This window comes from Spirosoma endophyticum, assembly GCF_900112365.1.
In the GTDB taxonomy this organism is placed as follows: Bacteria; Bacteroidota; Bacteroidia; order Cytophagales; family Spirosomataceae; genus Spirosoma; species Spirosoma endophyticum.
This window is the reverse complement of the sequence record NZ_FOLQ01000010.1, coordinates 153560-178699: the sequence shown is the minus strand read 5'-3', so window position 1 is coordinate 178699 and position 25140 is coordinate 153560. Positions and strand designations below refer to the sequence as shown.

24 protein-coding genes are annotated in these 25140 nt (G+C 48.6%); 12 read left to right on the top strand and 12 right to left on the bottom strand.

The genetic code is table 11. The features are described from left to right. Nucleotides 1–8: 8 nt before the first annotated feature. The gene (locus BM202_RS22820) at nt 9–1229 is read right to left on the bottom strand and encodes a nucleoside permease (RefSeq protein WP_093830459.1); all 1221 of its coding nucleotides are present in this window, start codon (nt 1227–1229) and stop codon (nt 9–11) included. 179 nt (nt 1230–1408) lie between these two features. Here BM202_RS22820 and BM202_RS22815 point away from each other — a divergent pair, with 179 nt between their 5' ends. From BM202_RS22815 to BM202_RS22795, 5 genes are all read left to right on the top strand, one after another. Continuing rightward, nucleotides 1409–2128 (top strand): LolA family protein, encoded by a 720-nt coding sequence (locus tag BM202_RS22815; RefSeq protein ID WP_093830457.1) that lies wholly within the window; start codon nt 1409–1411, stop codon nt 2126–2128. A gap of 133 nt (nt 2129–2261) precedes the next feature. After that, nucleotides 2262–4454, top strand: a complete 2193-nt coding sequence (locus BM202_RS22810) for a M28 family peptidase (protein WP_093830455.1) — start codon at nt 2262–2264, stop codon at nt 4452–4454. A gap of 94 nt (nt 4455–4548) precedes the next feature. Then, nucleotides 4549–5298 (top strand): acyl-[acyl-carrier-protein] thioesterase, encoded by a 750-nt coding sequence (locus tag BM202_RS22805; RefSeq protein WP_093830453.1) that lies wholly within the window; start codon nt 4549–4551, stop codon nt 5296–5298. 73 nt (nt 5299–5371) lie between these two features. Continuing rightward, complete coding sequence (locus BM202_RS22800) at nt 5372–6268, top strand: DUF1338 domain-containing protein (protein WP_093830451.1); 897 nt, start codon at nt 5372–5374, stop codon at nt 6266–6268. Nucleotides 6269–6368: 100 nt separating this feature from the next. Next, a complete protein-coding gene (locus tag BM202_RS22795) occupies nt 6369–7208 on the top strand; it encodes a sugar phosphate isomerase/epimerase family protein (RefSeq protein ID WP_093830449.1) in 840 nt (279 codons plus the stop codon). 49 nt (nt 7209–7257) lie between these two features. Here the strand turns inward: BM202_RS22795 and BM202_RS22790 are convergent, their stop codons facing one another. The 6 genes from BM202_RS22790 to BM202_RS22765 form a co-directional block, all read right to left on the bottom strand. Continuing rightward, entirely contained in the window at nt 7258–8343 is a 1086-nt protein-coding gene (locus BM202_RS22790; protein WP_093830447.1) for an aminotransferase class I/II-fold pyridoxal phosphate-dependent enzyme, read from the bottom strand. A 48-nt stretch (nt 8344–8391) separates the two neighbouring features. Continuing rightward, nucleotides 8392–9417: a dipeptide epimerase gene (locus tag BM202_RS22785; RefSeq protein WP_093830445.1), complete on the bottom strand. Its 1026-nt coding sequence runs from the start codon at nt 9415–9417 to the stop codon at nt 8392–8394. 131 nt (nt 9418–9548) lie between these two features. Next, entirely contained in the window at nt 9549–10199 is a 651-nt protein-coding gene (locus BM202_RS22780; RefSeq protein WP_093830443.1) for a response regulator transcription factor, read from the bottom strand. Between the two features lie 150 nt (nt 10200–10349). After that, a complete protein-coding gene (locus tag BM202_RS22775; protein WP_093830441.1) occupies nt 10350–11150 on the bottom strand; it encodes a sensor histidine kinase in 801 nt (266 codons plus the stop codon). After that, nucleotides 11117–11758, bottom strand: coding sequence for a hypothetical protein (locus BM202_RS22770; RefSeq protein ID WP_143100730.1), 642 nt, complete (start codon nt 11756–11758; stop codon nt 11117–11119). Before BM202_RS22770 ends, BM202_RS22775 begins: the two co-directional genes overlap by 34 nt. Before the next feature lie 65 nt (nt 11759–11823). Then, on the bottom strand, nt 11824–12201 hold the full coding sequence (locus BM202_RS22765; protein ID WP_093830437.1) for a hypothetical protein: 378 nt from the start codon (nt 12199–12201) through the stop codon (nt 11824–11826). A 517-nt stretch (nt 12202–12718) separates the two neighbouring features. On the opposite strand from BM202_RS22765, the gene BM202_RS22760 reads away from it, so the two are divergent. Continuing rightward, nucleotides 12719–13273, top strand: coding sequence for a fasciclin domain-containing protein (locus tag BM202_RS22760; RefSeq protein ID WP_093830435.1), 555 nt, complete (start codon nt 12719–12721; stop codon nt 13271–13273). 77 nt (nt 13274–13350) lie between these two features. On the opposite strand, the gene BM202_RS22755 is transcribed toward BM202_RS22760, so the two are convergent. Then, nucleotides 13351–14217, bottom strand: a complete 867-nt coding sequence (locus BM202_RS22755) for an AraC family transcriptional regulator (protein ID WP_093830433.1) — start codon at nt 14215–14217, stop codon at nt 13351–13353. 140 nt (nt 14218–14357) lie between these two features. Between BM202_RS22755 and msrA the strand changes: the two genes are divergently transcribed. Further along, the gene (msrA, locus tag BM202_RS22750; RefSeq protein WP_093830431.1) at nt 14358–15020 is read left to right on the top strand and encodes a peptide-methionine (S)-S-oxide reductase MsrA; all 663 of its coding nucleotides are present in this window, start codon (nt 14358–14360) and stop codon (nt 15018–15020) included. An 86-nt stretch (nt 15021–15106) separates the two neighbouring features. Beyond that, entirely contained in the window at nt 15107–16315 is a 1209-nt protein-coding gene (locus BM202_RS22745; protein WP_093830429.1) for an MFS transporter, read from the top strand. 87 nt (nt 16316–16402) lie between these two features. On the opposite strand, the gene BM202_RS22740 is transcribed toward BM202_RS22745, so the two are convergent. Together BM202_RS22740 and BM202_RS22735 are read right to left on the bottom strand one after the other, a co-directional pair. Further along, the gene (locus BM202_RS22740) at nt 16403–17008 is read right to left on the bottom strand and encodes a hypothetical protein (protein ID WP_093830427.1); all 606 of its coding nucleotides are present in this window, start codon (nt 17006–17008) and stop codon (nt 16403–16405) included. An 85-nt stretch (nt 17009–17093) separates the two neighbouring features. Next, entirely contained in the window at nt 17094–18944 is a 1851-nt protein-coding gene (locus BM202_RS22735) for an ABC transporter ATP-binding protein (protein WP_093830425.1), read from the bottom strand. 214 nt (nt 18945–19158) lie between these two features. Between BM202_RS22735 and BM202_RS22730 the strand changes: the two genes are divergently transcribed. From BM202_RS22730 to BM202_RS22715, 4 genes are all read left to right on the top strand, one after another. Continuing rightward, a complete protein-coding gene (locus BM202_RS22730; RefSeq protein ID WP_143100729.1) occupies nt 19159–20226 on the top strand; it encodes a leucine-rich repeat domain-containing protein in 1068 nt (355 codons plus the stop codon). A gap of 177 nt (nt 20227–20403) precedes the next feature. Beyond that, entirely contained in the window at nt 20404–21354 is a 951-nt protein-coding gene (locus BM202_RS22725; RefSeq protein ID WP_093830421.1) for a thioredoxin family protein, read from the top strand. Between the two features lie 98 nt (nt 21355–21452). Beyond that, nucleotides 21453–21971 carry a low affinity iron permease family protein gene (locus BM202_RS22720; protein ID WP_093830419.1) on the top strand — a complete coding sequence of 173 codons (519 nt, stop codon included), beginning with the start codon at nt 21453–21455 and terminating at the stop codon, nt 21969–21971. A 146-nt stretch (nt 21972–22117) separates the two neighbouring features. After that, entirely contained in the window at nt 22118–24142 is a 2025-nt protein-coding gene (locus tag BM202_RS22715; protein ID WP_093830417.1) for an ATP-binding protein, read from the top strand. Here BM202_RS22715 and BM202_RS22710 read toward each other — a convergent pair. After that, entirely contained in the window at nt 24117–24707 is a 591-nt protein-coding gene (locus BM202_RS22710) for a biliverdin-producing heme oxygenase (RefSeq protein ID WP_317039711.1), read from the bottom strand. The two genes, BM202_RS22715 and BM202_RS22710, sit on opposite strands and share 26 nt — an antisense overlap. Beyond that, nucleotides 24707–25138, bottom strand: coding sequence for a response regulator (locus tag BM202_RS22705; protein ID WP_093830413.1), 432 nt, complete (start codon nt 25136–25138; stop codon nt 24707–24709). The genes BM202_RS22710 and BM202_RS22705 overlap by 1 nt, the downstream gene beginning before the upstream one ends. Between the last annotated feature and the right edge of the window lie 2 nt (nt 25139–25140).

The following is a 25140-nucleotide window of genomic DNA, read 5'->3' as shown; positions in this document are numbered from 1 at the left end:
AAATAAGTTTATAAATTTCCTGGCACTAACTCGTCTTCTTTCGCCCGAATTTGCTTATTGTCAGTAAACAAAAACACAAACACAATCAGGACCACAGCCGCGATACCTGCTGGGACAAGCCAGAAATCAGTCCAGTTAACACTATTTCCAGTCTTGAACATATCTTTCACAATGCCAGAAAGATAAGAGCCGATACCCATACCGATACCATACGTAGCGAGTGAAATCAGTCCCTGTGCCGACGATTTTATTTTCTCGCCCGCCTTATTATCCGTATAAATCTGGCCCGTTACAAAGAAGAAATCATAGCAAACGCCGTGTAGTATGATAGCCAGATAGAGCATCCATTCGCCCGAACCACCATCGCCATAACCAAAACCAATGAACCGGATAATCCAGGCAACCAAGCCTACAATGAGCATTTTCTTAACGCCTAAGCGCGTGTATGCCAGCGGAATCAGTAGCATAAAAATCACTTCTGATGCCTGCCCCAGCGACATTTTATTTTCCACGTTTTGCATACCCCCATCCGTCAGGGAAGGGTTAGCCATAGCGTAATAGAACGACAACGGAATGCAAATGAGTACCGACGACAGAAAGAAAATGGCGAAGGATCGATCTTTAAATAATTTGAATGCATCCAGTCCCAAAATCTGTGCAAATGAGGTGGCAGTTGTAGCTTTAGGAGGTGTGTCGGGCAGGAAAAATGAGAAAATACCCAGCGCAATAGCCGAGTACATCGATAGTTGGAAAATCGTTACTTTATCCCCAAAGCCGTAGTACCCAACTATGTTTGTTACAACAATCCAAGATACAGTCCCTAACACGCGTATACCCGGAAACTCTTTTTCAGGACTGGTCATCTGCTGCATGGCAATTGACGTGGTCAGAGCCAGCGTTGGCGCAAATGTCAAACAGTAAACCAAAAGAACCCAAAAAAACTGGTCCGCATCATTGATTTGGATCAGATAGAACAAAATTGCTGCCCCTAGCAGATTGAGCACGCCTAAAACTTTTTGGGCAGCAAAGTAACGGTCGGCAATCATGCCTACGAAAAAGGGAGCCACGATCATCGCAATCGAAAAGGTTGCAAAAGCGGCTCCCTGCTGTATACCAGTGGCATGGAGTTGGGTCTCAAGGTATTTCGTTACTTGACCGTACCACGCGCCCCAAACAAAAAACTGGAGGAACATCATGACGGAAAGTTTAATGCGGGTCGTCGAGAGCATCGTAGGTTTAGTTAGTAAAGGATTCAACTTATGAAGGTAGAAAACGGCGCTCAGCCCTGCAAACCAGTTGGCCGTTAAAGTTGCTGGTGGTTCACTAACACGTCGCTATTTTTCCCTGAACAACCATTATTGCTGTGCCCGGTTTAGTATCTTTGACATAGTTTCTGACAAACTTTTTCATGAAAAAACAACTGATCACCCTTGTTGCCCTTGTGGCAATTCCGGCTTTATCCTTTGCGCAGACGGCCGATGAAATAATTGACAAGAACATAGCGGCTTTGGGTGGGACCGATAAAATTGCCTCGGTAAAAACGCTCCAGTACAACCAGAGCATGAGCATTATGGGCATGGAAATGACAGGCAAAACAACGACAGTGGTCGGTCAGTCATCCCGAACGGATATTTCGGCCATGGGTCAGCAGATCACACAGGTCGTTGATGGCGAAAAAGGCTGGATGATTAATCCAATGACCGGCGGGTCTGGTGCCCAACCTATTCCCGAAGATCAGATAAAAATGCAGAAAGGAAATACCTTCTTAATAGGGGCTGATTTATCTACGGCCAGGACGCAAAAATATCCGGTTGAGCTAGTGGGCAAGGAGAAAATGAATGACAAGGACGTCTTTAATCTGAAAGTAACACGGCCAGAAGGAGTAGCCAACTACTACGTAGACGCCAATACTTACCAGTTGCTGGCGATGAAAGCAACGGTATCGGTACAAGGCCAATCGGGTGAGGTTAAGCAGCAGTATGGCAATTACAAAACGATTGAGGGCCTAACGCTCCCCTCTACGATGGAGCTTAATAGCCCAGCCATGCCCGGCTCTGTTACGTTAACGCTTTCGAACGTTGTCTTTAACCCTAAAATAGATCCAACTATTTTCGCGATGCCTAAGTAATAAAGGCTTCTTATATCAACACAAAAAAGAGACGTGTTAGCCACGTCTCTTTTTTATTGCCAAATATTCATTTGCAACACGGCTATTTTACCACATTAAGTACCGATATTTGGAAACTATACAACCTAAATTTATGAAGCATTTCCCTCTACTTAAAACTACCGGTCAGGCCCTGGCGCTGGCTTTGGGTGTAATCGCGGCACAGGCGCAGCCGAATCTCACCGGCTTCATACCAGCCCGTCAGGCGGCTCAGCTTAAAATGGAAGCCGATTTTAAGGCCAAACAATCGTCGGCAGCGTTTAAAAATCACCTTGAAAAACTCAGCAGCGTACCGCACATTACGGGATCGAAAGAGAACGAACAGGTTCGCGATTACATCGCCGAAACGATGCGTAAAGCGGGCTGGCAGGTCGACATTTACCCGCACGACGTGTTGCTTCCCAAAGGACCCGGCGAAATTGCCGTCGAACTGGTCGAGCCGATTCGTCAGCCGCTGAACATCCGCGAATTTCTGTTTAAGGAAGACAAATACAGCAGTGATCCACGGCTAACGCCGGGTTACAATGCCTGGTCAGGTTCGGGCGACGCCACCGCTGAAGTCGTGTATGCGAACTACGGTCGTAAAGAAGACTTCGAGCAGTTGAAAGCCATGGGCGTTTCGGTAACCGGAAAAATAGTGATGGCCCGCTACGGCGGCAACTTCCGGGGCTACAAAGCCCAGTTTGCCCAGGCGGCTGGAGCCGCCGGCGTTATCATTTTTACCGACCCTGCCGATTCGGGCTACATGCGCGGCCTGACCTTTCCCGAAGGACCGTATTACAGCGAAAGCGTCATTCAGCGTGGCTCTTTATTGACAACCCCTTACACCGGCGATCCACTAACCCCTGGCGAAGCGGCCCTGCCGATGGACGCCAAAAACACGCCTAAACGTCTCGATCAGAATGCCGTTGGTCTGCACAAAATTCCCGTTACGCCCCTCCCCTACGGGTCGGCTACTGAAATTCTGAAACGCATGGCCGGCGCTAAACCCGTTCCGGCGGGCTGGCAGGGCGGCTTACCCTATACGTATCGACTGGAAGGAGGACCAGCTTTGAAGGTGCGGTTGATGGTGAAACAGGAGAAAACCATTCAGCGGATTTATCAGGTCGTTGGTACGTTGACCGGGTCTGAGTTTCCCGACGAGTGGATTATTGCGGGTTGCCACTACGATGCCTGGTCCTATGGTGCCGCCGATCCCAACTCCGGTACGGCTATGCTGCTGAGTATGACCGAGTCAATGGGCAAACTGGCAAAGGCCGGTCAACGCCCCCGACGTACCATTAAAGTGTGCAACTGGGATGCCGAAGAACCCGGTGTCATTGGTTCAGCCGAGTGGAGTGAGCAGTTTCGCGATGAGTTGACCACCAAAGCCGTTGCCTACATGAATTACGATGCCGCCGTCTCGGGCCGGACGTTTGGCGCCAGCGCGTCGCCATCCATGAAAAAACTCATTATCGAAGCGACGCAATCCGTTCAGTATCCCGATTCCAACATAACGGTTTATCAGCACTGGCTGGGGCACAAAGCCGCCGGTAATCCGACCCGCGTGACGGGCTCATCGGCCCCGGCGCTGGTAGCCGGCGAACCAACCATTGGTAACCTGGGCGGTGGCTCAGATCACATCGCGCCCTATATGCACATCGGCATTCCGTCGCTAAGTGCGGGTATGGAAGGGCCTACGCTCTACCACTCGCAATACGATGATCTGTACTTCTATGACAAGTTCGTTGATCCGACCTACAAAATGGGGCCAATGATGGAGCAGGTGGTTGGTACAATGACGCTCCGGCTCGCCAATGCCGACCTTGTCCCCTACGACCTAGCCCGCTACCCGGCCGATCTGGAAGTTCACCTGAAAGCGGCCGAGAAAGCCATTCAGGCCTATGCGCCTTCGTATTCGATTTCTCCGTTACTGAACGTAGTGGCTGACCTGAAAAAGAATGCTGACGCCTGCGAGATGGCCCGACTAAACTACATCAAATCGGGTCGAACCGACAAGTTGGTGGAGTTAAACAAAGAACTGCGCTTACTGGAACGCTCCTTTATTGACCCCAAAGGCAATGCATTTGGTGGCTGGTATAAATCGCTCTATGCCTCATCGGACCCTAACAGTGGGTATGCGTCCTGGATGCTGCCCGGTTTGCTGTATGAAGCCTCGATAAAATCGACGGCCAATCTCCCGGATCTGGAAGCTCGTTATAAAAAGGCGATTCAGACCCTTAGCGAAAAATTATTAACCCTCTCGCAGGGCATGGGTAGCCCATCGGCAATCGGTAGTGGCAAGTAAGTCAGCCTTATCTTTGTTAGCTAATTGTGCCCCGGTTTCAAATCGGGGCACAATTATTTTAACTTATTTTTGCCCTGTCTTTTCCAGTTAGTCCATGTCTTTTATTCAAACCGATACGTTCACGATACGGGGTTACGAGTGCGATGCGTTTGGGCGGATGAGTATCCCGGCCCTGATGAATCTGATGCAGGAATCAGCAAACCGCAATGCCATTGAATACGGCATTGGGGTTGCCGATCTGGAACAACGTGGCTTTGGATGGATGCTCATGCGGTTCCGGTTGCGGATGCATCAGTACCCAGGTTATGGGCAGACCGTTCAGTTAATAACGTACCCTACCAGCGTCGAAAAATATTTCATTTACCGGGATTTTCGGTTAGTTGATGAAGCAGGGACGTTGTTAGCCGATGCCGCCAGTACGTGGTTAGTTTTCAGTATGGAGAAGCGGGCGATGGTGCCGCTGCCAGATTTCATTCTAAGTCTGTCCCCGCCAACCGATGTTCATCCATTGCCAAGGCTGCCACTCAAACCCGATTTTCAAGTCAGGCCGTTTGTTACAACGCAGGAAAAAGAGGTAGAAGTCGGTTGGCTAAGCATTGATAAGAATCAGCATGTCAATAACGTAGCGTACGTGCAGTGGTTGCTCGAAGCGATCGATGGCGAAACCCTGCAAACGAAAGAATTAGCCGAAATTGATTTAGTTTACCGAACTGAAAGCCATTGGCAGGATCGACTACTGGTCCAATCAACGGTCGAAACGCCGGATACTTTTTTGCACCGGATCATTCATAGTGAATCCCGCAAAGACGTACTGCTGGCGCGAAGCCAATGGAAATTGAATTAGTCCGTTTACGATCTAATCCCGAAGAACACGGCGACGTAGTCAGAGACTACGCCAAACCTAAAAACTAAACTCTATGCAAACCTCAACCCTCGGCGCCGTAATGGATGGCCTGATGCGCCGATACAGTGAACGTGTTCCCGACGTGCAGAAGGTAATCAACGCCATGATTGATGGGGACGTGATCGCATCGGCGGGCGAGATCGAAAACGACCACATTGCCTTCCGGACAATGGGCGTTCCAAATCTCGGACTGGCTTCGTTCGAGAAAATTTTTCTGCACTACGGCTACGAAAAGCGCGACGAATATAACTTCATCGAGAAGAAGTTAACAGCTTTTTGGTACAGTCCACCAGAACCGCATTTTCCCCGCATTTTCGCCAGTGAACTGCGTGTAAACGAGTTATCCGATGAAGCTCAACGTATCATTCTTCGCTACACGGACACCGTAGCGAGCGACCCGGTCGATTCGCTGGATTTGGACGATGCTGAAGCCGTTGACCGGTTCCTGCACCAACCCCTCTGGACGACGCCAACCCTGGCCGATTATCAGGCTCTTCTAAAAGAAAGCGAATATGCGGCCTGGGTAATTTATAACCGCTATTACCTGAATCACTTCACCATCAGCGTCCACAACCTGAAAGCGGGGTATAACACCATTGATGAGTTTGTAGCGTTTCTGGAGAACCAGGGTTTACGGCTCAATTCAGCGGGCGGCACGATCAAAATCAGTCCGGATGGCGATTTACGACAGGCGTCGACGGTGGCCCAGATGCTTGACGCAGAATTTGCCGGGGGCGACCTGTTTCGCATTGCCGGTTCATACGTCGAGTTTGCAGAACGGCGCATCTTACCTCAATTTCGAGACGTGCCAACCGATCAAATCACCCGAGAGCACCGACGCGAAGGCTTCGAAACAGGCAATGCCGACAAAATTTTTGAAAGTACGTTTACGACGCAAACGGGTAGATAATATTCGGTTTACGGTTTTTGGTTCACGGCAACTGTCACTACGATCCTAAGCAGGCTGATGGTGGCCGTAAACGAATAACTGAATACCCAAACTTGAAATTATGAAAACGACACCTGCTTTCCTACTTGCCGGAATGCTGCTATCCGGCCTGGTTGCTCTGGCGCAAAAACCCGCACCGGTAGGTCTGCAATTGTATAGTTTCCGCAGTCAATTTGCCAAAGATATTCCGGGTACGATGGCGAAAGTCAAACAAATGGGATTTCGGGAAGCTGAAATTGCCGGAACCTATGGGTTGAGCCTAACCGATTTCCGTAAGTTACTGGACCAGAACGGGATAAAAGCGATAAGTACAGGCGCCAGTTTTGAAGATCTGGACAACAATGTGCCGAAAGTTTTAGCCGAAGCAAAAGCATTGGGCGCCAAGTATGTTGTCTGTACCTGGATTCCACATCCTGGCGATACGTTTATGATTCAGGACGCCGACCGTGCCGTCGACGTATTCAATACTGCCGGAAAGTTACTGGCTGCAAATGGGGTTACGTTCTGCTACCATAACCACGGTTACGAATTTCAGACGTACAAAGACGGTACGTTCTTCGACTATTTAGCCGAAAATCTCGATCCTAAATCCGTAAACTTTGAAATGGACGTGTTCTGGGTAAAAGCCCCCGGCTATGACCCGGTTGCCTTATTGCAGAAGTATCCCAAGCGCTTCCTGCTCATGCACCTCAAAGACCGTAAGCCTGGCACTCCCGACAGCAATACCGGCCATTCGGACATCGAATCGAACGTAGCACTCGGCCAGGGCGATGTTGGCATATCGGCACTTATGAAACAGGCGAAGAAATCAGGGGTGAAGCATTTTTTCATCGAAGACGAATCATCGCGCTCAATGGAGCAAATGCCCGTAAGCCTGGCATTTCTGGAGGGATTGAAATAGGACTTCAACTGCAAAGGCAAAGTACACAATACATTTTTCTCCGTAATCTTTAGCGCTTAAAGTCAGCAACCAGCTCAGCCAATCGCTCAATATCAGCCGATTCATGAAAGGCGCTAATGACAACACGCGTATTAGCCCGATCAGCTGCCGTTGGGTAGGCAAATGAGTAGACGAACAGTTGATGATCAAGCAGATAGGGATACAATCCATCCTGTTTGGTGAAGAAGACAGGGTAGCCTTCCGCGTGGTGAAACAAACCCGTTGGAAGCAGTAATGTCTCCGCCAGATGTATATTTCGCTGTAATCGCTCGCGTCCTTCTGCATACAACGTATCAGCCTTCAGATAAGCCTCTAAACTGGCCGGTGTCATTGGCGAACAGGCACCGAAGAAAGCCGTCTGACGTATCGCGTTTAACAGATCGGCATCACCAAAGATAGCCCCGCCCGGCAGGCCCATTGCCTTGGCCAACGAAGTCGTCACCAATAGGCGAATCTGGCTGTCCTTTAGCTTATGAGCGATTTCCGGCCAAATTCCTTGTCCGTCATTCAACACGCCAATCCCGTGCGAATCGTCTACAACGAGCGTAATAGGGCAATCGTCGGGCAAATCATTCACCCAATCAAAATTGTAGCGTTCCGAACGAACGGCATCTATCGAATTGACTAGAATCGCTACGGGACCAGTAGAACGATTACCCGTTAACTCAGTACGTAGCTGATCGGCTATCTGGACAGACCAATCGGCAAACGACAGCGTAGGCAACGTAACGGTTGGCTCATGCCACAAAGCTGGATGGGCGCTGGGACCGTAAACAAACGTAGCATGCTGTGCCCGTAGCCAGTTTGAAATAACCTGGCCAGCCATCATGCCCGACGAAAGCGTTAGGGCTGCGGGCGAACCAACAATTGCCGCCAGTTTCGCTTCAGCCTCTTCGTAAACAGCAAGCCGTAAATTACCATTCCGTGAGCTTCCAAAAACGGTCCCGTACCGACGTATGGAATCAAGTGTCAATTCCTGAAAATCAGTATGTTGAGGCAATCCTAGATAGGCTGTTCCACTAAAAAAAAGATACGTCTGCCCCTCATGGTGTATCGTCCGACCTGGCAGGTGATTAATTTCAAAATTCTCACTCATTCGCTACGCTCCGACAACCGGTTTCACATCGTTCATTCTCTCGTTCCTTCACCCGTTCGCCCTTAATAACCTAACACCGGTACCGTTTTCGCTGGCATAAATGACCTTACCATAAGCGAACGTAACGCCGGTCGCGGGATCATTGGCAATGAGCATGGCACCATCTAAATCGGCATAGTCGAGCAGCGGCAGCAACTGCGCAATAGCTGAAATTCCCACGCTCGATTCGGTCATGCAGCCAACCATGACACGCAGGCCCAACTCGCGGGCGCGGGCAATCATGCGTCGGGCGGGGGTAATTCCTCCGCACTTCGTCAGTTTGATATTGACACCGTGAAAATAGCCCGCGCAACGTTCAACGTCTGTTTCAACAATACAACTTTCGTCGGCAATGATGGGCAAAATCGACTGTTCAACTACGCGTTTGGCTCCTTCCCAATCGTCGGCGGGCAGTGGCTGTTCGATAAATTCAACCCCGAGTGCCGCTAATTCGCGCGATTTACGAATGGCGTCATCGGCCGTCCAGCCACAATTGGCATCAACCCGAAACACGGCATCGGTATGCTGACGTAGGGCTCGCACCAGTGTGATATCTTCGGCGGGTCGACCGAGTTTAATTTTATACAGCGGCCAGGGGCGTTCCTGCATTTTTTCGACCATTCGTTCGGGTGTATCAAGCCCAATCGTATAATCAGTCAGCGGACTTTTGGCCGGGTCCAGGTTCCAGAGTTTGTACAAGGGTTTTCCCTGCTGTTTGGCCCATAAATCCCAGGCCGCCTGATCGAGCGCACACAGTGCAAACGGATTATCGGCCAGCAGCGGCTGCATATCGGCCCAGAATATCTCGGGACTCGTAAGGGTATATACTTCAATACGTTCGCGAATTGCGTCAAGAACCGCAACCATGCCATCAATGGTAATTCCATAATAACGGGTAGCGGTAGCCTCGCCGAATCCACTGTGTTCGCCGTCCCGAAGTTCGACAATGAGGGTTGGCTGCACATCGCGACTATCATGAGCGATGGTAAACGTATGATTCAGGCGGAGATCCACCCGATGAAAAAACAACTGCATTGGGCAAAGATAAGGGGTAAATGACGAATGGATAGTCGGGATCGCCCATGCGGTAGATGAACAATGTAAAACGGAGCTTACATGATGCCTTCTCCTACACGGGCGATCCCGATTATCCATTCGTCATCTTCTCAAAACTTTACCAGGCCATGTCGTACGGCTTCGATCACCATGCCAACCCGCGTCCGGACGTTCATTTTCTGAAACACAACTTCGCGATATCCGTCTACGGTTCGTGGACTTACACACATCTTATCCGCTATCTCGTTATATATCAGCTCACTACACGCCAGTTTCAGAAACTCGAGTTCACGGGCATTCAGTTTGAAGGGAGCAACAGGAACATTTTCAATCGGGGCATTAAGACTACGAATAAGTTGGTCTGTCAGGAAATCGGAGTAATAGAAACCTTTCGTCATGACGTCGTCCAGCGCCTGACGCAGTTCTTTCGAACGGCACCCTTTGAGCAAATAACCCTGTGCACCATTACGTATCATGTGGACAATATCCTCTTCGCGATCCGTCATAGAGAGAGCCAGTATGCGTACCGATGGGTATTGTTTGCGAAGCTGGAGGGTGGTTTCAAAACCATCCATTTCGGGCATATTCAAATCAACTAAAGCAACATCAGGAAGCTTGGCACTACGCTGGAGCTGATTGAGTAAATCACGTCCGTTTTCGGCAATAAAAAGCACCTCGTAATTGTCAAATTTACGAATCAGATCAGCGAAGGCTTCAGCCACCAGATGATGATCGTCGGTGATGGCGATAGAGGTAGGCATGAGGAAGGTGCTTAAGCATATTTACTCCCCGAAAAGTAGGGAGTTGCCTGGCTAAACACAATACCTCCATTGGGGTATTTTCGAATGGTCTACTCTTTTATTGATACTCTTTGTTGCTTTACCAGCCAAATGGAGTCCTTTTTTGATGATTTAGTTACGTGGAATCTGAATGTTAATACGTGTTCCTTCGCTCGGTCGACTCATTACAGTACATGTTCCTCCCAGTAAGCCACTTCGACGGCTGAGATTATTCAGCCCGGCTCCAGCCTGATCCAGTTTTCGGGTCATTACTTCATCGACACTAAAACCCTTCCCATCATCGGCGATTATGAGCGTGAAAATGTCGGGATTGTAGTCAGCCGAAACCGTCAGATTATGGGCATTAGCATGTTTCAAGGCGTTGTTAATTGACTCCTGCGCCATACGTAGCAGTACAATTTCGGGCTGTTCGCCAAGTGAATACACGTCGCCAGACGTAACAAGCTGAGTCTGAATACGACCTGCCCGCTGAATACGTTCCAGTTCGAGCGTGAGGCTGGGTAAAAGACCGAAGCGCTCAACCGTTTCGTGATCAAGGGTTTTAGATAATGATCGAATATCGGTAATGACGGTTCTAACCAAATCACGGGTTTGCTTAACTGACTGCTGGGTAGTTGATTGCTCAATTTCGTCTTCGAGCGAGTTTAGCCGCATGATGACTACAGTGAGCAACTGGCCGATGTTATCATGGAGCTCCTGGGCGATCTGCTGAAGGGTATGATTCTGGATTTCGATCTGGGCCTGAAGAAGTTCGCGTTGAAACGTTTCAGCTACACTAACTAACTCCTGCTTGTGCTTCAAAATTCGCCTTTGGTGTAAAAAGAAGAAAGAAGCCACAAAAGTGGCCAGAAGCAGCATAAGCATCGTCCCGGCTACAACTATAATAACGATTCCTTCTGTCCCACTTTGCATACAAATCCAATTGTATAAAGACTATACAGAAGAATATTTAAAAGATGATTTATGTTATATAATTTCGTCACTACGTCAGGCGATGTTCTTGCCAGGTAATTCAGCAGTCCCATCAGGAAAAACGCACCTGTCTGAAAAAAAAGGATGCCGGTACAAACCCAGAACTCCGGTAATTGTCTGATGTGTAGTACCTCGTCCTGCTTATATAAGTCATAGAAATAATAAGCCGACCAAAGTATTAACAGAATAGCTTCTACGCTAAAACTAAGTGAATTTATTGCATTAATCTTTTCAATAAATAACGCGTCGATAAGGCAAAAAATAGCAAACGAAATAATTGAAACGTGTGCCAGTTGCGTAATACGTGTCGTTGCAAAATAGCTGGCAAAAAAACTTGCCAGCAAGGCATATTCGGTCGGCTGAAAAATATGAAACACTATATTACTGTTACGTCCGGTAACGAGTCCCCAATAGCCTATTGCTTCAACGATCCAGGTAATGCAAATTAAAGCAAATAACCATTTAAAAGAGCCATTTAGAGCGCGCCGGTGCCAGAGTGCATACAACAAACACCCCGTAAGTACAGCTAAATATAGGTTTAAAAGCATAGTAGCTTTTATAATATGAAGCCTGCAAACGCATCGTTTACAGGCTCAAAATTAGTGCAATAAAATTACGCTTCAGGAACGAAAATAAGATCCTCTTTGGGTGGACAACACTGGGTGCCATTCTCAAGAAGTCTGAACGCAGGATCGACGGATGGAAGCTGGTCTTTTCCACCCTTTCGTCCAACCAGTATAGCTGTCAATCGGTCATACTCTTTTTTCTCGCTATCCACTGTCTTTACAACGCCAAAGTAAACAACGATTTCGTCAGGCTTCTGGCTGAGCAAGGCATTAATTTCTGTAACGGAAAAAATAATCCCATCCGGTTCCTCTTTTGGATCAACCCCTACCGGGTTAGCCACTCTTTCTTTGTATTTCTGACGAATTTTTCTGTACCACGCTTCATCAATTGGCTTACCGTGTGTGGATGGATCTGTAGGGTTCATGATGGTAGTGTTTATGGTAAAAGATGAGGGAACGAACGTACTCGTTTCAGTCAGTTTTCACAATAGTGTAAATCAATACCTGTAGTAGCAAAGCCCCTAAAAAAACAATATACAATTGATTGTCAGTAAATTACAAAAGTAGTTTCTATCTAAAAAGGGCATCAAGCCAATTAAATACGGGAAATACAGGGTGTACAATACCGTATTTTCCCCGGTCCTTTTCGGGTGAATCTCCCGTACAGTATTGACTCAATCTTTATGAACTTTGACCTGTTGGTTCTATCCACTTCTTCGTCCACCTCACCTTCTAAAGGATCAATTCCGCCGGGCATTCGTCCGGCGGTCTTTTTTGGGTATTTACCGTATTTCTCCTTAAAAGAAATATAGGCAACAATCTAACAACCAGCTAATTATAAATTATTTGTGGGTTAGTTAAATCCAAACCTTATCACTCTGCCGTAAGTCTTCACGTTGATCGACACCATTTCACATTCTAAAAATTTCAAAGAACAACGACATGAAGACGCTTAAAGTCACATTAGTTATAGGTGCGTTATTGGCGCTGAGCCAGGTTTCCTTTGCTCAGGAAAAAACCGTTACCGTGGGTGGTGCTCCAATGTACCCTTCAAAAAATATCATTGAGAATGCAGTAAACTCGAAAGATCATACTACGTTGGTTGCGGCTGTGAAAGCGGCAGGTTTAGTCGAAACGCTGTCAGGACCGGGTCCATTCACCGTATTTGCTCCCACAAACAAAGCATTTGATAAACTACCAAAGGGCACTGTTGAAACGTTGGTGAAACCCGAAAATAAAGAAACGCTGACGGGTATTCTGACCTACCACGTAGTGCCGGGCAAAATGAGCGCGACCGACCTGATGAAAGCCATTGCGGATGGTGGTGGCAAAGCGACACTGAAAACTGCATCTGGTGGTACTTTGACGGCCATGCAGAAAGGCAAAAAAATAGAATTGACGGATGCGAAGGGTGGCGTAGCCACTGTTACAATTCCTGACGTGAATCAGTCCAACGGCGTGATTCACGTAATCGATACTGTGCTGATGCCACAGTAGTCCGTTTCTATCCAATAGTGAAGCCCGGCCGATTCGGTCGGGCTTTTTGTTTTCGGGGAACCAGTAAATCAGGTAGCTTACGGAGTAGCCACCATTCCCCCTACCAGCGCTTTCCGATACGCACTGGGCGTTTGGCCCGTTACGGCCCGAAAGGTTTTGTTGAAGTGTGAAAGATTATTGAACCCAACGGCAAAGCCCACATCGGCTATAGTTCGGGCGGAGTGGAGCATCCGGCGGGCCTGATTTACCCGGTATTCATTCACAAAATCCGTGTAGGTTTGGTGAGTCATTCGCTTAAAATATCGGCAAAAAGCCGGAACGGTCAGGCTGGCGAGATCGGCAATCGCATGAATGTCAACCGGTTTGGCATAATGCTGTTCAACGTACTGACAAACTCGATTAATACGTTCCTGCTCTTTAGGGTTGAGATCGAACCGAACGCCATCGGCATGGAGTGGCTGCACATCAGACGTTTCAGCCAGTAACTGTAAAACACGTAGCAGCATCAGAAATCGCTCAAATGGCGTTTGTGTGGCCATCTGTGATAGCCAGGGACCCACTTGTTGTTTGGCATCAGGACCGAAAATCAACCCAGTGTGCGCCCGATCAAACAAACGTCGAACGGTTTGTAGCTCTGGTGTTTGTAAAAACGCTTCACCCATAAAATCTTCACGCATCTGCACCACAATTTCCTCATGATCACCCTGCTTGCCGTAACTATAATTGAGGTGAGGCAGGTTTGGGCCAACAAATATCAGTTCGCCTGCTTCGTAACGCGATACGTTTGTGCCAATGCGTCGTTGCCCTTCGCCGATGGGTATATACACAATTTCGTATTCAGGATGGTAGTGCCAATACACCCCGCAGGCGTCAACCTCGGTGTGGTGAATGACCCGAAATGAACTACCCGCTTCGGGTTCTATCTTCTCAAACTGAAGTTTCATGTTAAGGTGGTAACGGGGGTAAAAACCCGCCTTGACAGCAATAACGTGCGGATTTCCACCCGCGTTACTTTATACGACAAAAGAAACCGCAAATGATTTTTATTCGTTTATATACCAACATAATACGATCATAAAACGGCATGAAACAAATTCATTTATATGTGCTGAGCTTGCTCTTGCTGGTAAGCTGCGCACAAGGCCAGTCGAAAGACTATTCATTTGCTAAACTTCCAGCGCTTAAGCCGGGCGAAGCTGTCGCTACGTTTGCCGGGGGGTGTTTCTGGGCACTGGACGAGGGCATGAACCAACTTAAAGGGGTTCGGGAAGTGATTTCGGGCTATGCCGGTGGCACGACCAAAAACCCAACCTATGAGCAAGTTAGCACCGACGAAACCGGCCATGCCGAATCAGTACAGGTGTACTACGACCCTAAGGTTATTACGTATGCACAACTACTGGATGCTTTCTTTGCGGGGCATGATCCTACGACGCTTAATCGGCAGGGGCCGGATGTTGGCCGTGATTACCGGTCGATCGCTTTTTATCGAACTCCCGAAGAAAAGGCTGAAATCCTGGCGGCTATCAAGCGCACCAATGAATCGAAGCACTATGCCAATCGGGTCGTGACGGAAGTGACTCCTCTCACGGTTTTCTACCCGGCAGAAACCTACCACCAAAACTACTTTGCCCAGCATCCCAATCAGCCTTACATCCAGGGAGTATCCCTGCCCAAGGTTGAAAAACTACGTAAAGCAATGGCTGGTCATCTAAAAAACAATACAGCGTTAACAATGGATCAATAGATGTTGCTCTTAATAAGTTAATGTAGCATTAGTAACGGACAATAGATTGTTAAAAATAGCCGGCTCAAACCGGCTATTTTTGCATTATGAATACAACTGCATCTTTGAATAAACCACATCGTAACCTCTTCGTACAAAATCTGCTGACGTTTTTTCTAAATCGGCAGGCTTTGGCCATCGGGTTAGTATTTGCGTCGGACAGCATCCTTTTTGGAAGCTGGGTTGCGCATATCCCACACGTAAAAGAAAATTTGCATCTCTCTGATGCTGAGCTCGGTTTAACGCTTTTTGCTCTACCAATCGGGCTGTTGATCATGAACCCGTTGACGGGCTGGATTATCGCTAAACTCGGAGAAGCACGAACGTGTTTCTGGGCGGCTATAGGGCTAGCTATAGCGATTTGTATCCCCATAAACGCGCCTAACACGGGCATACTGGCTTTTGGACTTTTCCTGGTAGGACTCGCAAGCGCCCTTATTAACGTAGCCATGAACACCACGGCCACAAATGTTGAGCGTACACAAGGCATCGTTATTATGTCGTCATGTCATGGCATGTGGAGTGTAGGTGGCCTCCTCGGGTCGGGTATTGCTGGAGCGGTCATTGCCTTACACGTAGCACCACCGGTACACATGGCCATCATGACCGGTTTAGTATTACTTATTACGTTCCTGCTTCAGCCTATTCTGAGTACTGTTCCATCAAGTAGCCGGACGGAGTCGGGCGAAAAAGCCGGGTCATCGTTTGTTCGGCCTAACCTGGATTTGTTGCTGATGATTTTTATTGGCTTAGCGGTGGCCATGGGCGAGGGCGCGGCTTTCGACTGGAGTGCTGTTTACCTCCGCGAAACGCTTGGCGCCAGTAGTCAGATTGCTGCCCTGGGTTTTGGCGCTTTTTCACTGACAATGACAGGTTTCCGTTTCCTTGGTGATGCCATTATTCCTAAAATTGGTCCAAAACGCTGGCTTCAGTTTGGTGGGCTTTTGGCGGCAGCAGGCCTGTTTTTCGCTATTGCTTTCCCATATCCATCGACAGCTTTATTAGGTTTTGCTTTGCTGGGAGCAGGATGTTCCCTTGGGGCACCTATTCTTTATGCAGCCTCCATGCGCGTGCCGGGCATTCCGCCAGCGGCTGGTCTGGCTACGTTTGCGACGTTCAGTTTCATCGGATTTCTGGCTGGCCCACCCGTAATTGGGTTCGTGGCCGAAGCATTTGGGCTTTATTATGGACTGGCATTCGTAGGCATAATCTTACTTATTTCATCAGGATTAGCGCGAATCGTCAAGCTGTTCTGATACTCTATTCATGAAAACACCGGGTTAAAACCCGGCGCAGGTGATAAATGCATTGCGCCGGGTTTTAACCCGGTGTTTTCATGAATATCAGTGTGCTGTTGTTGAAACCGGCGGATTGATCATGATGTGGGCCCGGTGCGTACCAGGGTCCATAATCCAGGGCATTCCCGGCGCTTCAGGTTTTAGGGGAAGTCCGGTACTTTCGGCGGTAGCATACGGAATATACACAACGTAGCGCAGATAGCCATCTTTTACCTCGCCAGTGGCCGCGTTGTAATTCTCATCTTTAGCTGAATAAGAAAATAAGGTTGATGGATGAACTGGCATCGTCAGCTTTTTATCTTTTACTTCCTGCTCACGCGTTTTTAGTATCTCATCGGCTTTTTTCCCATCCTTTTTCAAGATTCGGCCCCGCTCCATAAACGGGTCCAGATCGCGATGATAACACGATACGCTCAGTCCCTTCTGGGCCGGGTCGTCGGTAAGACAAATGAGTTCGTTGGTGCCTTTTCTCAAGACCACAAATTCATTTTTAGGCGAGTATCCATATACAGTGGCCCCGTCCCGTTTGTCGGCTGGCGCGGCAAGAACGGCGGTTTTTATCTGCACATCGGGTGATGGCAGCGTTGGCGTCTGAGCCATTGCACTTATTACCAACCCCTGTAGGGCAATGAAGATAATGGTCGTTTTCATTCTCAGCCTTTGTTTTATCAGTAAGACAAACCAATTGATATACTACTCAGTTTTAGCCCCTTATTGGTAGATCTCCAACACTCTTTTATTGATACCCCCTGGCCTGCAAGCCGAACAATTCAGCGTAGCGGCCGTCTTTCTCCAGCAGTTCGTAATGACTTCCAATTTCGAGCAGGGTGCCATTTTCCAGCACCAGAATCCGGTCGGCCATGCGGACAGTACTGAATCGGTGCGAGATAATCACCGATGATTTTCCGTCTGTCAGTTTGCCGAAACGTTGGAACACCTCATACTCGGCGCGGGCGTCGAGAGCTGCCGTGGGTTCGTCCAGAATGATAAGTTGAGCGTCGCGCATGTAAGCCCGGCCAAGTGCAACCTTTTGCCACTCCCCTCCCGACAATTCAACGCCCTTCCCGAACGAGCGGCCCAGCTGTTGCTCATAACCTCCTTCCAGCTTGGCAATAACCGTATCGGCCAGACTCCGTTGCGCCGAGGCTTCAATACGTGGTTGATTGGTACGTTCGTCAATATCACCGACAGCAATGTTCACACCCGCTGACATCTTAAAGCGGGTGTAATCCTGAAAGATGACACCAATGTTGCGCCGAACCTCCATAAGGTCGTATTCGCGGAGGTCGTACCCATCGAGCAGGATGCGCCCTTCCGCAGGATCATACAGGCGGGCAAGTAGTTTGACGAGCGTGGTTTTTCCAGCACCGTTCTCACCCACCAACGCCAGTTTTTCACCCGCTTGAAGGGTAAACGAAAGGTTTCGCAAGGCCCACCGTTCTGAATTGGTGTATTTGAAGCCAACGTTCTCAAACACAAAGCCTTCGCGGATCGGGTGTGGAAATGGCCGCGACGTAGCGGGTGAGTGAATGGATGGCTCAATAGCGAAATAATCAAAGAGGTCCTGTAAATAAATGGCTTCCTGCGTCAGGCTGCTGAATTGGAGCAAAATCCCCTCCAGTGAACCGCGCACCTGCCGGAATGAGCCTGCTAGAAACGTTAGATCACCTAGGGAAATCTGACCCTTAACCGCCCGCATCACAATCCAGACGTAGGCACCATAATAACCGGCCGTACCGAGAGCCGTCAATAATACGCCCCACCCGGCGCGGCTAATAGCCAACGCCCGGTTCTTAAGAAAGTACTCCCACGACAAGGATTTGAATCGATCGATCAGAAATTCCGACAAGCCAAAAATCTTGACTTCTTTCGCCGTTTCGTCGCTCGCACCAATAAACCGCAGGTAGTCAAGCTCGCGCCGTTCGGGTGTCCAGGAGCGGGACAGGGAATAACTACGTTGATTGAAGTAATTGTCACCAATAAACGAGGGCGTTACAGCGACCAGGATCAGCAACAGCAACCAGGGATTGTACACGGCCAGACCAGCCGCCAGGAAACCGACCGAAATCAATTCCTGCACCTGGCCGAATACGCCGGAAAGCAAGGCTGTTCGGCCACTCGACTGACGCCGGGCCCGTTCGAGTTTGTCATAGAACGTAGCGTCTTCAAACTGTTCCAGATCGAGCGTGGCCGCGTGCTCCATCAACCGAATGGATATTTTATTGGCGAATAAATCGCCGAGCAGGCCATCCATTAGAGCCACCGCCCGACCCAGCCCGGTTGACAGGATGGCAAGGCCAAATTCGGCCGCCACAAGCCACCAGATGTAATTTGTATCATCAGTTGTCTGGTTCTTCGACAGGGCAACGACCTGATCAATGATGAGTTTACCAATGTAGAGTGTAGCCGCTGGAATAGCCGCCCGAATCAGGCGCAGGACTGCATTGCCGAGGAATAAGCCCGGTGAGACTTCCCAGACTAATTTGAAAAAAGCAGGTAGATTACCCAGCGCTGCGAAGCGTTCGCGCCAGCTTACTTGTTCCTTAGTATCAGTGGGATTAGCATTTGGTTTTTCTTTTTTTGCCATATCTCAGAAGACAAGCACAGATGCTGATTAGTTCATCCGGTTTATGTCCAAACAAGCTTCCGGTTAGCCACTCCAGCGCTTTCTATTCATATGAAAAGACAGGAAATTATAGCGATATTTTTACAAAAAATTATCTCAATGTCACTTTTTCGCTATATTTTTCGTGCAAATTCTACATATACGATATACTTGCGTCCTAATTATGAACACCCGAATGATAATACTCTCCTTAGCTGCGTTGTTGAGTTTCTTTTTCGAGTCCTGTAAGAATAACGATCCTGAACCCAACCTCGCTCCCTCAGCCTTTACTGTTACAGCTAAAATGGCAGCCAGCGGTACCGATGTGGTCCTGACCTGGACCAAGGCCAAAGACCCTAATGGTGATCCTGTCACGTATGCAGTCGTCTATAAAGATACATTGGCCAAAAACCTTACTGACACCACCTATACCATTAAAAATGTGGCTTATAGTACAACTGTGGCGGGTACTGTCGTTGCTAGTGACAACCAAAAGGCATCGACCCCGGCATCGTTCAGTATCACCAGTGGCGTTAACCCTTATGTAACGATTCCGGACGTGAACTTCGAGAAGGCGCTGGTTGCGGCCAAAATTGATGATGTGCAGGATGGAAAGCTACTGATAGCCAGTGCACAAAAGGTAACCCGCCTTGAAGTCGCCAGCAAACAAATCGCTAGTTTGCAGGGGGTTGAAACATTTACGAATCTACAGTATCTAGATATTCGCTCTAACGTTCTGACCACTATAGACATTAGCAAGGCTACTTCTTTAAGCGCCCTATTAGGTAATGACAACAGGTTGACGAGTTTGGATGTCACCAAAAATGTAGCGTTAAAGTATTTGGATTGCAGTTCTAATATGCTGATAGCGCTGGATGTTAGCAAGAATACGACGTTAAACAATTTGACTTGCTCAGTCAATAAAATCATCAGTCTGGATGTCAGCCAGAATACAGCGTTGACCGATCTGGATTGCCAATCGAACTCGCTCACCACGCTGGACATCAGTAAAAACGCCAAGTTAGGCACCCTATTCTGTGGTACGAATAAACTAACCGCGCTGGACGTCAGCAAGAATACGGCATTAACTTATCTGGATTGTAGTGTCAACCAACTGACCGCGCTGGATCTAAAAACAAATGCGTTATTGCAGGGAATGGTATCTACCAGGAATAGTATTCAAACCATTTGTGTGGCAGATATGTCTAGAATATCATCAGCCTGGAGAAAAGATGCCACGGCTACGTATCAGGTCTGCAAGTAGAGCAAATGAATTTTCAGTTACTTCTTTCACATCGGTCGTGTTCTGGTTGAACACGACCGATGTTTTTTAGGTAATCGGAGCATAAGCTGCATCAACACTCAGCTTTACTACTTATTACCGCATTCAAACGAAAATTCGGTTATTTGCCGGTAAATTTATACGTAGCAAACATTCTGCATGAAACTGATCATTATATGGCTGAGTTTATGCCTGGGTCAACTCATAGCATATACTGCAACTGCCCATACCAAGACTCACCTGACCGACGGCCCAACGGGCATTACATTTTTTACAGGTTCCTGGAAAGACGTATTAGCCGAAGCAAAACGACAAAATAAACCGGTGTATGTACACGTCTATACAACCTGGTGCCCTCCCTGCAAACGAATGACCCTGGAGGCCTTTCCGAATCCAAAAATAGGCGCCAAGTTCAACGTCCATTTTATCAATTATCAGCTTGACGCCGAAAAGGGCGAAGGTATCGATGTCGCAAAACGATACGTCGTGTCCAGTTATCCAACAGCCTTATATATAGCCCCAAACGGTGCCTTGATCCATCGGGCGGTGGGCTATACGGGCATTAATGGTATGCTCGATCAGGCGGACAAAATGCTGGAAACTCCCCAACTGCGTCCAACAGTTGCCAGGGGCGACAAGGACTATGCCGACGGCCGACGTGACCCAGCTTTTCTAAAAAAATACCTAAAAACTCGCCAGCAACTCAATCGGCCCACCACTGAGTTGCTGGACGTGTATCTGGACGTACTGCCGGCATCGGAACGCCTGACAAACGAAACAAAGGCTTTTGTTGCCGAAGCGCTCCAGTCATCGACCACAAAAGCGTTTGATTACCTGATTAAAAACCGCTCCCGAATACCGACATCTGAACCTACTCAGCAAAGCCTGGAAACGACCGTTTCAGATGCCCTAATCCGTGCGCTCGACAATGATTTCAGGCGGGCAAGTGCAACCAGCGATGAAGTTTTACTGGAAACGGTAATTGCCAACAGCGAACGCAACATGGCTTCGGCAAATCCATTCGTCATCCGGCAGGAAGCCCAGAAAGAAAAAGCGGCCAATGACTACCGGTTAAAATTTTTAACGCAAACCAACAACGCTTTGAAATAAAGACAGGTTAATCAGACGCGCCTTCAGTAGACTTTATAAACTTTTAATCTCACAAAGTGAGGCAGTGGAACGTTTATCAGGGTAAACATCCTAATTACATGAATACCAATAAATTCACCCAGTTTTTCGAGAAATTCGCATCCAAAGCCACGCAGAAAACCGGCTCATCGGGCGCCTTTCTCATTGCCTTGCTGACCGTTGTTGTCTGGGTCATTACCGGGCCACTTTTTGGCTATTCCGATACGTGGCAATTGGTGATCAACACAGGCACGACCATCATTACCTTTCTCATGGTTTTTCTGATTCAGAAATCCCAGAACAAAGATTCGCTGGCTATGCAGATCAAACTTAATGAACTGATTGCCGTCAACCGAAAGGCCAGCAACCGGCTGTTGAACGTTGAAGACCTGACCGAAGCTGATCTTCACGCGCTGCATCAATTTTTTGGTAAACTGGGTGAGAAAGCTAAAACAGAAGATAGCCTGTCAGAATCGCATTCGGTTGAGGAGGCAGAAGATATTCACGAAGATAAAGTTGAAGCATTAAAAGAACGGCAGGCTGAGCGCAAAAAAGAAAAGCAAGCGTATAAAGAGCAAAAGAGAGCCGCAAAACCGTAAAACCAAACGGGTTTCTTTGCCAATCTGCGTTGTTTTTTTGATGGAGATAGTAATTTCATTAAGTATCCCATGAACAGCAGCCCACAAAGTTGGTTTGATTAGGTATAGACCTGCTGTCCGCTTCTATTTTCAGAAAGATTCAACGCATGAACCAGTCGTTTGCTGCGCATCCTAGCCCACTTTTACCCGCCGAAGAAGCCTTACTCCGCCGTTCATACGATCAGTTACAGGCGGCTCTCAGCATTGGCCTTGTGGCTACGTGGTTCTGGAATATTGGGAGCGACAACGTGTACGGTGACCAGAATCTGTTACGTTTGTTCGACGTCAATGAAACGTCGGAAACAGACGGCCTGCCTTTACAGGTTTTTACCGATAATATTCATCCTGAAGATCGGCAACGGGTAACTCAACTGATTGACGAAGCGATTCATTCGGGAAGTATATATGAAACAGAGTATCGTATTGGGATTAATAATCATGAAAAATGGGTACTTGCCCGAGGTCAGGTAGCGTACGATACGCAAAGGCGACCCTTTACTTTCTCTGGAATCCTGATCGATGTAACCGATCGCAAGCAGGCCGAAATCCGCTCTCAGATGGCCGAAGCCCGGCTTCGCCTTGCCGTCGAATCCGCTCAGTTGGGGACCTGGGAATACTATCCGCTCACCGGTGAATTGAACTGGTCTGATCGCACGCGGGAACTGTTTAGCCTTTCTCCATCAGTCCCACTCGATTATAACGTTTTTTTGCAGGGGATGCACGCCGACGATCGTGACCGTACCGATCGGGCTATTCAGGACGTATTGCGTCCCAATAGCACCGGGCATTTCAGGGCAGAGTTCCGGACAGTAGGCTTCAATGACGAGCAACTACGCTGGCTGCGAGCTAACGGGCAGACTTTTGCTGATGAACAGGGCATGGTCTACCGCTTTATGGGCACGATTGTGGACATAACATCCGATAAACGTAATGAGACGCTATTACAGCAACGCGTTGAGGAACAAACCCGGAAGCTGGAACAGCAGGCGATTCAGCTACGTACTACGCTGGATGCCTCACTGAACAGCATCATCGCCATGACAGCCCTGCGCAATGGCCAGGGGACCATTGTTGACTTCCTGATGAACACGGCCAACGAATCTGTCATCAAAAGTAACTTCATGACGCCTGACCAAATCGTTGGTCGTACCTTACTGGCGACCTTTCCGGGGAATCGGGAGAACGGTTTTTTTGATCTATACGTCCGTGTTGCTGAAACGGGTCAGGCTGAACAAAGCACCCAACATTACCGGGATGAGTTTGGTCTGGAGGGATGGTTTGAAGTATCGGCCGTGAAGCAGGGGGAAGATGGCGTCGTGGTGACCTATAATAACATCACTGAACGAAAGCAGGCTGAACTGGCAGCCCAGCAACAGGCCAGGGAGTTGAAAGAAGCTAATGCCGAACTCAAACGATCGAACGAAAGTCTGCAGCAATTTGCGCACATAGCGTCGCATGATTTGCAGGAACCACTCCGGCGCATTCAGTCGTTCAGCGACTTGCTGAAAAGTCAATTTGCGGATAGCCTTTCCGAGGGCGAACGGGATATGGTTCGGCGCATTCAGAAATCGGCCCGGCGGATGCAGTTGCTCATAAAAGACTTACTGGCGTATTCAAAACTGGCGACCCAGCGCGATCAGTTTGAGCCCGTTTCCCTGACCAATCTTCTCAATGATGTCGTTAGTGACCTGGAGGTGACTATCGCGGAGAAAAGCGCTGCCGTCGATATTGGTCCCTTGCCCAGTATCTCGGGAAGTTCGTCAAGACTTCGGCAACTGTTCCAAAATTTGATTGCCAATGCACTCAAATTCAGCCAAACCAACGTAACGCCACTCGTTCAGGTACGTTATCAGGCAGCCCAACCCGACGATCTACCGCCACGCTTGCAGGAGCAGCGCGATCGTCCGTTCTGGTTAATTACCGTGACTGACAACGGCATCGGTTTCGATGAACGTTATAAAGACCGCATTTTCACCCCTTTCCAGCGCCTGCATGACCCGGTTACCTATACGGGAACCGGCATTGGTCTGGCCATCTGCCAACGAGTGACCGAAAGCCACGGTGGCGCAATAGATGTTAGCAGCCAACCCGGAAGTGGTTCGACATTTAAAGTGTTTCTGCCGGTGATTTAATGGCCACCTGTTGAAAAACAGTCTGATACTCAACAAAAGCCTGCCTGGCCGCAACCACTACGTTATCTGGTTGTTGAGCGCCTTGCTGTGTCAAAAAAGCGCCGAAATTCCGCCAGTAACTTCCGGTTGACGGCCCATACCCCTGATAGAATTGAGCGTGCGCCAACAGCGGTCGAATGGCTTCATTTTTCTGCAATAATTTCCAGATAACCGTTCCACCCAGCATCGATCCCTCACCTACGTAGGCGGCTCCCAACAACGCAACCGGCGACCAGCCAGTAAATAAGTCCGACCTTAACGGCGGAGGTACTACGTTCAGATGAGTTAAATCGGCTAACAGCCAGGGCGTTTTCCGGCGAGTCTCCAGTGCGTAGTCCCGAAAGAAATCGGGATAGTGACCAATGGCTTCTTCAAGTGCCTGATGATAGGTCAGATGGGTGCGTAGCAAATGGCTGTATTCATCGACTGACAGCGTACCATTTTGCAAAGCTTCCGTATAAAAAAGTTGTTCGGTCTGCTCATGCTGAGGCCGGGTTTCTGCTCTCAGTCGTTCCAGTAGGGTCATTATTTATAGTCGATTCGGATGTTGGTTTCCAGCCAGAAACCACACAATTGCTCGATTGTAATACCTGTTGCTACGTAGCTACCGGGCTTTACTACGTAGGCATTCACGCCCGCTTCGTATGCCGACTCAACGTCTTTCGGATTATCAGATGTGCTGAAGACGACAATCGGCAGGAAGCGCGTTTTATCAATCGCCCGCGCCCGATGCACCACGTCTATGCCACTCAATCCGTTCAGATTCAGGTCCAGCAGCAACAACTTGGGCAATGTATTGGCCTGTTGATCGTAGCGGCCCTGCCCGGTTAAATAGTCAATCGCTTCGGACCCATTACTGATGATAGTATAGGTAATGGTACGGTTCAGTTTCCGTATCAGGCGGCTGAATATATCTGCATCATCCGCATTGTCTTCGATATAGAGAACGTCCACCATGA